The organism is Phenylobacterium sp. (genome assembly GCF_020402505.1).
Classification (GTDB): Bacteria; Pseudomonadota; Alphaproteobacteria; order Caulobacterales; family Caulobacteraceae; genus Phenylobacterium.
The window spans coordinates 1-7,258 of record NZ_JADBZL010000203.1 but is presented as its reverse complement, the minus strand read 5'-3'; the positions used below and the strand labels follow the sequence as shown (position 1 = coordinate 7,258).

8 protein-coding genes and 2 tRNA genes are annotated in these 7,258 nt (G+C 67.8%); 3 read left to right on the top strand and 7 right to left on the bottom strand.

Annotated features, from left to right (window positions below):
• Nucleotides 1-382 (top strand): ABC transporter permease (locus IM632_RS13425; RefSeq protein WP_296552461.1); only part of this gene is annotated, 382 nt, incomplete at its 5' end.
• Nucleotides 379-1,260 (top strand): ABC transporter permease subunit, encoded by an 882-nt coding sequence (locus tag IM632_RS13420; RefSeq protein ID WP_296482871.1) that lies wholly within the window; start codon nt 379-381, stop codon nt 1,258-1,260. The genes IM632_RS13425 and IM632_RS13420, both read left to right, overlap by 4 nt.
• A 4-nt stretch (nt 1,261-1,264) precedes the next feature.
• Here the strand turns inward: IM632_RS13420 and IM632_RS13415 are convergent, their stop codons facing one another.
• The 6 genes from IM632_RS13415 to IM632_RS13390 all read right to left on the bottom strand — a co-directional run bounded on the left by IM632_RS13415 (nt 1,265) and on the right by IM632_RS13390 (nt 6,375).
• Nucleotides 1,265-1,399, bottom strand: a complete 135-nt coding sequence (locus IM632_RS13415) for a hypothetical protein (RefSeq protein ID WP_296502362.1) — start codon at nt 1,397-1,399, stop codon at nt 1,265-1,267.
• A gap of 48 nt (nt 1,400-1,447) precedes the next feature.
• Entirely contained in the window at nt 1,448-3,223 is a 1,776-nt protein-coding gene (sppA, locus tag IM632_RS13410) for a signal peptide peptidase SppA (protein ID WP_296552460.1), read from the bottom strand.
• Between the two features lie 203 nt (nt 3,224-3,426).
• On the bottom strand, nt 3,427-4,266 hold the full coding sequence (locus IM632_RS13405) for a class I SAM-dependent methyltransferase (protein WP_296483520.1): 840 nt from the start codon (nt 4,264-4,266) through the stop codon (nt 3,427-3,429).
• 263 nt (nt 4,267-4,529) lie between these two features.
• Nucleotides 4,530-5,378, bottom strand: coding sequence for a YwqG family protein (locus tag IM632_RS13400; RefSeq protein ID WP_296498828.1), 849 nt, complete (start codon nt 5,376-5,378; stop codon nt 4,530-4,532).
• Between the two features lie 75 nt (nt 5,379-5,453).
• Nucleotides 5,454-6,149: a hypothetical protein gene (locus tag IM632_RS13395; RefSeq protein ID WP_296483514.1), complete on the bottom strand. Its 696-nt coding sequence runs from the start codon at nt 6,147-6,149 to the stop codon at nt 5,454-5,456.
• 149 nt (nt 6,150-6,298) lie between these two features.
• A tRNA-Pro gene (locus IM632_RS13390) sits at nt 6,299-6,375 on the bottom strand.
• Nucleotides 6,376-6,498: 123 nt separating this feature from the next.
• Here IM632_RS13390 and IM632_RS13385 point away from each other — a divergent pair.
• A tRNA-Gln gene (locus IM632_RS13385) sits at nt 6,499-6,572 on the top strand.
• A 24-nt stretch (nt 6,573-6,596) separates the two neighbouring features.
• Here IM632_RS13385 and IM632_RS13380 read toward each other — a convergent pair.
• Nucleotides 6,597-7,258, bottom strand: a 662-nt coding sequence (locus IM632_RS13380) for a prolyl oligopeptidase family serine peptidase (RefSeq protein ID WP_296552459.1), incomplete at its 5' end; no start/stop codon positions are given.

The following is a 7,258-nucleotide window of genomic DNA, read 5'->3' as shown; positions in this document are numbered from 1 at the left end:
GGCCCTGCCCCAGGCGGCCATCCTGTCGCGCCTGACCCGGGCCGGGATGATCGAGGCCCTGGCCGCCGGCCATGTCCGCACCGCCCGGGCCCGGGGCCTCCCGGAGATCGCCGTCGTCCTGCGCCACGCCCTGCGTCCGGCCCTCACGCCCCTGGTCAGCTATCTGGGTCCGGCGGCCGCCGGCCTGCTCACCGGCTCGCTGGTGGTGGAGAAGATCTTCAACCTTCCGGGCCTGGGGAAGTTCTTCGTCATCAGCGCCCTGCAGCGGGACTACACCGTGGTGATGGGCATGATCGTCGTCTACGCCGTCCTTGTCCTGGTGCTGAACCTGCTGGGGGACCTGATGCTGGCCTTGGTCGATCCCCGGGTGCGCCTGTCATGACCGACCTCGCCGCCTCACCCCGGCCCGCCGCCCGCGGCCGCAGCCTGACCGACGATGCGATTGCGCGGCTTCGGGCCAATCGCGCCGCTACCCTCAGCCTGGGGGTCCTGGTCCTCCTGACCCTGTTCGCCCTGTTCGGCCCCTTGCTGAGCCCCTGGCCCTATGACCAGGTGAACAAGGACCATGTCTGGGTCCCGCCCCTGACCGACGGGCATCTGCTGGGCACCGACGCCCTGGGCCGGGACCTGCTGGCGAGGCTGGCCATGGGTCTGCGGGTCTCTCTCGCCATCGGCCTGGTCGCCACCCTGGTCTCCCTGGTCATCGGCGTCGCCTGGGGGGCGACCGCCGGCTACATCGGCGGCGCCGTGGACGAGGCCATGATGCGCATTGTCGACGTGCTCTACGCCCTGCCGTTCATCTTCTTCGTCATCCTCCTGATGGTGGCCTTCGGGTCGAACATCCTCCTGATCTTCGTGGCCATCGGCGCCGTGGAGTGGCTGACCATGAGCCGGATCGTCCGCGGCCAGACCCTCTCGCTGAAGCAGAAGGAGTTCATCGAGGCGGCGCGCGCCGCGGGCCTGGGCCGCCTTTCCATCGTGGCCCGGCACATCATCCCCAACCTGCTGGGGCCCGTGGCGGTCTATGTCACCCTGACCATCCCCGCGGTGATCCTGGCGGAGAGCTTCCTGTCCTTCCTGGGGCTTGGCGTGCAGCCGCCCATGGCCTCGCTCGGCACCCTGATCTCGGCGGGCGCCCAGGACATGGAGATGGCCTGGTGGCTGCTGGTCTTCCCGGCCCTGGCCATGGCCGCCACCCTGGCCGCCTTCAACTTCATCGGTGACGGCCTGCGCGACGCCCTCGACCCCAAGGACCGCTGAAGGCCTATTCCTCGCGGCGGACCCGGATGGAGCGCTGGCCGTCCACGCTCAAGAGGAAGCTTCCCATGGCGGCGGACTTGATCACCACCCGCGACCCGGCCCGGGGCGGGCGACCCCTTTGAACCTCGATGGACTTCATGACCAACCCGATTTCCGGCGCATGGCTTCGGACGACCAGTCCAGCGGCTCAGGGCGCCGAGACGGGCGCCCGGACCGCCGCCGAGCCCGGAGGCATCCGGCTCCAGGCCATCTCGTCGAGAAGGGCCTGGGCCCGCGGGTCGCCCAGCACCCAGGCGGACGCCGCCAGCGTCCGCGCCGAGGCGGCGGAGACTCCGAACAGGCGTTCAAAGGCCTCGAAGGGCGAACCCTCGGACGCCATCCACTTCAGCCGCATCTCCTGGTTGACCCCGGACAGGGCGCGGGCCCGGTCGACCGCGTCATAGAAGCCCCCGATCTGGTCCACCAGGCCGAGTTCCCTGGCCTGGGCGCCCGTCCAGACCCGGCCCTTGGCGAGGGACTCCACCCGCTCGACGGGTAGGCGCCGACCCTCGGACACCCGACCGATGAAGCGGGCGTAGATCTGGTCCATCCAGCGACCAAAGGCCGCCCTCTGGTCCTCCGTCAGCCCCGATCCCAGGGAGAAGGCGGAGGCGTAGTCCGCGCCGACGCCCACCTGGCGAAGATCCACCCCCACCCGCGCCAGGGCCTCGCCGAGGGCGATCTTGCCCCCGAAGACCCCGATGGACCCGGTCAGGGTGGTGGGCTGGGCGACGATCGCCGAGGCGTTGGACGAGATCCAGTAGCCGCCCGAGGCCGCGTAGGGACCCATGGAGACCACGACGGGCTTGCCCGCCGCCTTGGCCGCCTCCACGGCGCGCCGGATCTGCTCGGAGGCGGTGTCCGACCCCCCCGGCGAATTGACCCTCAGGACAATGGCCCGGACGTCCTTGTCCTCGATGGCGGCCCGGAGGGCGTTCTCCAGGAGGTCGGAGTAGATGGCGCCCTCGGCGGCGAAGGGGTTGGCCCCGCCGTCCCCACCGGTGACGATGCCGCCCTCGGCGGTGACCACGGCGATGGCCGGGCCGGTCAGGGACTTCAGGTCGCGCTGGCTTCGGGCGTAGTCGCGCAGGTCCCGGAACTCGGCGTCCTTGCCGGCGCGGTCCGTCAGCTGCTTGCGGGCCGCATCGAGGTAGTCCACCCGGTCGATCAGGTTCAGCTTCAGCGCTTCCTCGGCCATCAGGGGGCCCGACTCCAGGGCGGCCTTGAGGGCGGCGGGCGACTGGCGTCGGTCGGCCGCCGCCCGGTTGAGGGCCGAGCCGTAGATGGACTCCAGCATGGACTGGGTCGCCTCCCGGTGGGCGGCGGTATAGTCCGACTGCAGGTAGCCGTTGACGGCGTTCTTGAACTCCTTGCGCTGCTCGTACTCGGCGCGCACGCCGTAGCGCTCGAACAGCCGCTTCAGGAAGATGTCCTCCGAGACCAGACCCGTGGCCTGGAGAGAGGCGCCGGGCTGCATCCACACCTGGCCGCCGGCCGCCGCCAGCATGTAGGTCGAGGGGGTCGCTCCGGCGGGATAGACCCCCTGGCTGAAGACGATCACCGGCTTGCCGGTCTTGCGGAACCGCCGCAGAGAGTCTGCGATCTCGTCCGCCATGGCCGGCTCCATGCCGGCCTCGGGCAGGCGGACCAGGAGGCCGCGGACATGGTCGTCGGTCTCGGCCTTCCGCAGCGTGGTCACGATCTTCAGGACCGACAGGCTCGGCTGGCCGAAACTGGCGAAGGGATTTGCGCTGTCCTGGTCGGTGATGACCTCGCGAAGGTCCAGCTCCACCACGGTGCGCGCAGGGGTCGGTTCAGGGCCAGAGGCGCCGGCCGCCAGGACGATCAGCAGAAAGGGAACACCGACCAGAAAGAGCAGCAGACCGGCGAAGACGCCGGCCATGGTCAGGAGGAAGTGTTTCATTGCGCGCCATGGGAGGGGACAGGGACCTTGACCCTATCCCGAGACGCGTCGCCCGCCAATGGATCAAGCAGCGTTGAGGGGCCGCCGGGACGCCTCACAGGAACTGGGCGAGCCCGAAGACGCGCGTGGAGTCCCCGGCCCGGGCGCCCGGGACCGGGCGATCAAGACCGAAATCCGACCTAACGGTGCGGACGATCTGCACATCACCGGCGCCGTAGCACCGCCAGCGCCTGTTCGGGGAACTCCTGGCTGCCGGGGATGATCTCCAGCAAGTCGAGGTCTGCTGTCCTCGCCAGCGCGCCGAAATGAGCGCGCGTGGTCCAGGCCGAAAGATAGTTCGAGCCTTCAAGGGCGTTGTTCCAAACCAGATAGGGGCGGGTCTTGAGAGCGGGACTGACCTCGGGTGGTCCCCAATGCTCGGCGAATGTCTCATCATGAAAGGTGAGCAGCGCAATTGCGCCAGGCTTCAAAACGCGTGCGCATTCCGCCAGCCAGTCGACCGCGACCGCTTCCGTGAGGTGGGTCAGAACCGAATGAGCATAAACAAGATCGAACTGGCTGTCCCCGAGGGGTAAGGGAGGACGCAGGCTGTTCTCCGTATAGAAGCCCGGCAGGTTCGCGGCGCACCAGCGGATCAGAGTCGGGTTGAGATCTGCGCCATGGAACCGACCACCCCCGCGGATCACGTCGTCGGCGATCCAGCGAGCAATGCGACCGCACCCGCAACCCCAGTCCAGAACCGCAGCTGCGTTTGCTTCATCGAGCCCATACCTCTTCGCGATAGTCATGAATTTCGCGGCGTCGGACTTTCCACGCTCTGAGAACCAGCGCTCATCGGCTGTTCCAGAGACGGCGACGATCAGGTCTCGAGGCGGCATCGGGCGGCCGTCGATCACCGGCTCACCGGGTCGGCGAGCGATGCGATGTTCCAGCCAACGGAAATAGGGTCCGATAAGCCCGGTGATCTCCATGAACCGCCGCACGTAGCGACGGGCAGGCTTGATAAACCCGGAGTGCGCCGAAGCAGGGTGCCGGTTTTCCAAGCCTTCAATCCCTGTGAAAAGCGATGATCACCTGAGGCAGACTAGATTGGGGTGCGCATGTCAGCAATCGCGAGGGCTGTCTGATCAGTGGCAAGAGCCGCTGCGGGAAAACACAGGGCAGGTCCGCGGCGTTTCAGACCTCGGGGCTGCGATCGGCCTGCGTCTTGACCGATGCAGCCATACCGGGCGTTCCGTCCTGCCTGCGGCGACGCCTGCAGGTCCAGCGCTCACCTTTTCACGGCGCCGATGGCCGACCCAAGCGCCTACAGGAACTGGGCGAGGCCGAAGACGCGCGTGAAGTCCCCGGCCCGGGCGTCGGCCTCCCGAATCCAGAAATAGAGCCGTCCGTTCTGGATCCAGTCGAAGCCTGCACCGGGATCGCTGTCGACCTGCAGGAGGAGCCGCCAGTCTCGCGCGGCCTCCAACTCCGCTGGGGTCGGATCGTCCTCGCCGACCTTGCGCAGGTCGCCGCCGTGGGCGGCGGCAACTGCGCATTGGACCTCCATGTCATCTCCCTGGAGGTTCCCGGGATAGCCGCCGATCTGGTGGGCGGGCTCGGGCGACAGGAAGCCGAGTATCGCGGCGTCCAGGGTCCGCTCCTCGTCGCGGGTCAAGCCCCTCCAGTCGATTTCGACGCGCTCATCGGCGTAGGAGGTCCTCGGCTGGAAGGTGAGGGGAAAGGGGGCGATCCGGCTGCGGAGTTTCAGGTCCGCTGGCGGCTCAAGGGGCGCAACCTCGCCCGTCTCCCAGCGGACGATGCAGGCCCCCGGCTGTTCCGGTTCGAAGTCCTGCGCGCGGACGCCCATGTCGAGAAAGACGTGCAGTCGTCCCGCCGTTGGCAACCAGTCCGGGCCGCCGGCGGCGCATACCTCCGCCAGGTCGATCCGGGCCAGGTGGGCCATGGGGCGCCCGCCGAACCGGGGCCAGTCGCCGGTAATCTCAGGCGCCCCTCCGAACCGGGTCTGTCCCCCGCCTCCGGGAACCAGGTGAAGGCAAGGGCGAGACTCCGCACAGATCTGGTCCAGGATGGCCTGGACCCGCTCGGTCGGCGGGAGACTCTCCCGCGGCTGGCGGGCGAAGAGCCCGCCCAGAAAACTGAAAACGCCCGCCATTCCGGACTCCCTCGTTGATCCTACCGCCACGACCTTTCGTTCCTATTCTGTTCGAAATACGGCGCGACGCTACCCTCATTTCGATTTTGCGGTCGAATTCCGGCTGGAGTTCTCGACGCTGTCGGCCGTCATGGAGGCCCCCGAGGTCGGGAAGGCCTTCTGCCAGTCGGTTGTCCCGTACCAAATGCGCCGGACGGGATCATACCGGGGCTTTCCCGCCCAACTGCCATGCAAGCGGCGGTGAACCTCCTTGGGAAGGACCTTCAGGAAGAGGTAGTGATTCCGCCAATCCTGGACAGATCGGCCCACGCCATCGAGGGGAATGGAGTGGTGGACCTCCTTTCCGGGTCCCGTAAGGCCCGCCTTCTTGATCATCTTTTGCGCTGCGCCGGCGGTCACGGACCCCTTCTTTAAGACCCCAATGCCAAGTTTCGCGGCCTTGGCGCCCTTGATCAATGGCCCTGCAGGCGTCGCATCCGCGATGGCCAGCGCGGCATTCACGCCGGCGCCGACCAAGTTTCCTTCCTGCAAGTCCGCCGCCGCCTGCCAGGCCGGCCCGACGACCGGGATCAGTGACGCTACGGGGCCTGGCTGAGGAATCCTGGGCAGGCTGTCCAGGATGTCCGGGTCAGCTTCGACAAGGTCCTGTGGAGGCGCCGCGCCATAGTCTTGAGTCTCCTGCATCCTCCGGATGCGCGCCATCTCGCGATCATAAAGCTCTCCCTCGGGGTCAGGGACCTCACGAGGCTGGCCCTTGGGCATCTTCGCCATATCTTGCTCCGCTAAGGTTCACGCCGGATCGGGGCGGTCCCTCCGGGTCCCGATGGGTGTCTCACGGTGACTGGAGGCGGCAAAACAAAACATGAACATTTCGCGCGAGACCGGGTCTCGGGCGGTGATCATTGGGGGCTGGGGGAAAATGGTCGGAGTGGCAGGATTTGAACCTGCGACCCCCGCGTCCCGAACGCGGTGCTCTACCAGACTGAGCCACACTCCGACTAAGGGGCCGGCTTATAGAGGACCGGGCGCCGGGTCGCAAGCGAGGCGGAGGCGTTGCATCCCGTCCGGCCTTGGGCTATTCCGACGCCCTCGCGCGGCCCATCTGCGTCGCCGTTCCTGCTGGGGAATGGTGTAATGGTAACACAGCGGTTTTTGGTACCGTCATTCTAGGTTCGAGTCCTAGTTCCCCAGCCATTTCCTGACATCATCCGGCGCGCCTCAGGAGGCTCCACGGTGTTCCACCGCCCACAGGGCGAAGGCGTATTCCAGGGCTGTCTCCTTCAGGTCGTCGAACCGGCCCGCCGCGCCGGCGTGGCCGGCCTCCATGTTCATCTTCAGGAGGATGGGGCGCCCGCTGGTGGACGCCGGGCGCAGGCGCGCCACCCACTTGGCGGGCTCCCAATACGTGACCCGGGGATCCGACAGCCCCCCCGTCGCCAGAACGGCCGGATAGGGGCGGGGTGCGATGTTGTCGTAGGGGCTGTAGGCGGCGATCGTGTCGTAGGCCTTGGAGTCGGTCAGCGGGTTTCCCCACTCCGGCCACTCTGGCGGCGTCAGGGGCAGGGAGGCGTCGCTCATGGTGTTGAGCGCATCCACGAAGGGCACTGCGGCGATGATCCCCGTGAACAGGTCCGGGCGCAGGTTGGCCACGGCGCCCATCAACAGGCCGCCCGCCGAACCGCCATAGGCCACGGTATTGGACGGCCGGCCGTAGCCTTGGCGGTGCAGGTGCTCGGCGCAGGCGATGAAGTCCGTGAAGGTGTTCATCTTGCGCTCGCGGCGCCCGTCCAGAAACCAGCCCCAGCCCTTCTCCGATCCGCCGCGCACGCAGGTCCGGGCCCAGATCCAGCCCCGGTCCACCAGGCTCAGGGCCCGGATTG

What these genes read in the sequence shown, in the direction of transcription:
- IM632_RS13420 (WP_296482871.1), top strand. Translation starts at nt 379, where the DNA reads ATGACCGACCTCGCCGCCTCACCCCGGCCCGCCGCCCGCGGCCGCAGC.
- IM632_RS13415 (WP_296502362.1), bottom strand. Translation starts at nt 1,399, where the DNA reads ATGAAGTCCATCGAGGTTCAAAGGGGTCGCCCGCCCCGGGCCGGGTCG.
- sppA (WP_296552460.1), bottom strand. Translation starts at nt 3,223, where the DNA reads ATGAAACACTTCCTCCTGACCATGGCCGGCGTCTTCGCCGGTCTGCTG.
- IM632_RS13400 (WP_296498828.1), bottom strand. Translation starts at nt 5,378, where the DNA reads ATGGCGGGCGTTTTCAGTTTTCTGGGCGGGCTCTTCGCCCGCCAGCCG.
- IM632_RS13395 (WP_296483514.1), bottom strand. Translation starts at nt 6,149, where the DNA reads ATGGCGAAGATGCCCAAGGGCCAGCCTCGTGAGGTCCCTGACCCCGAG.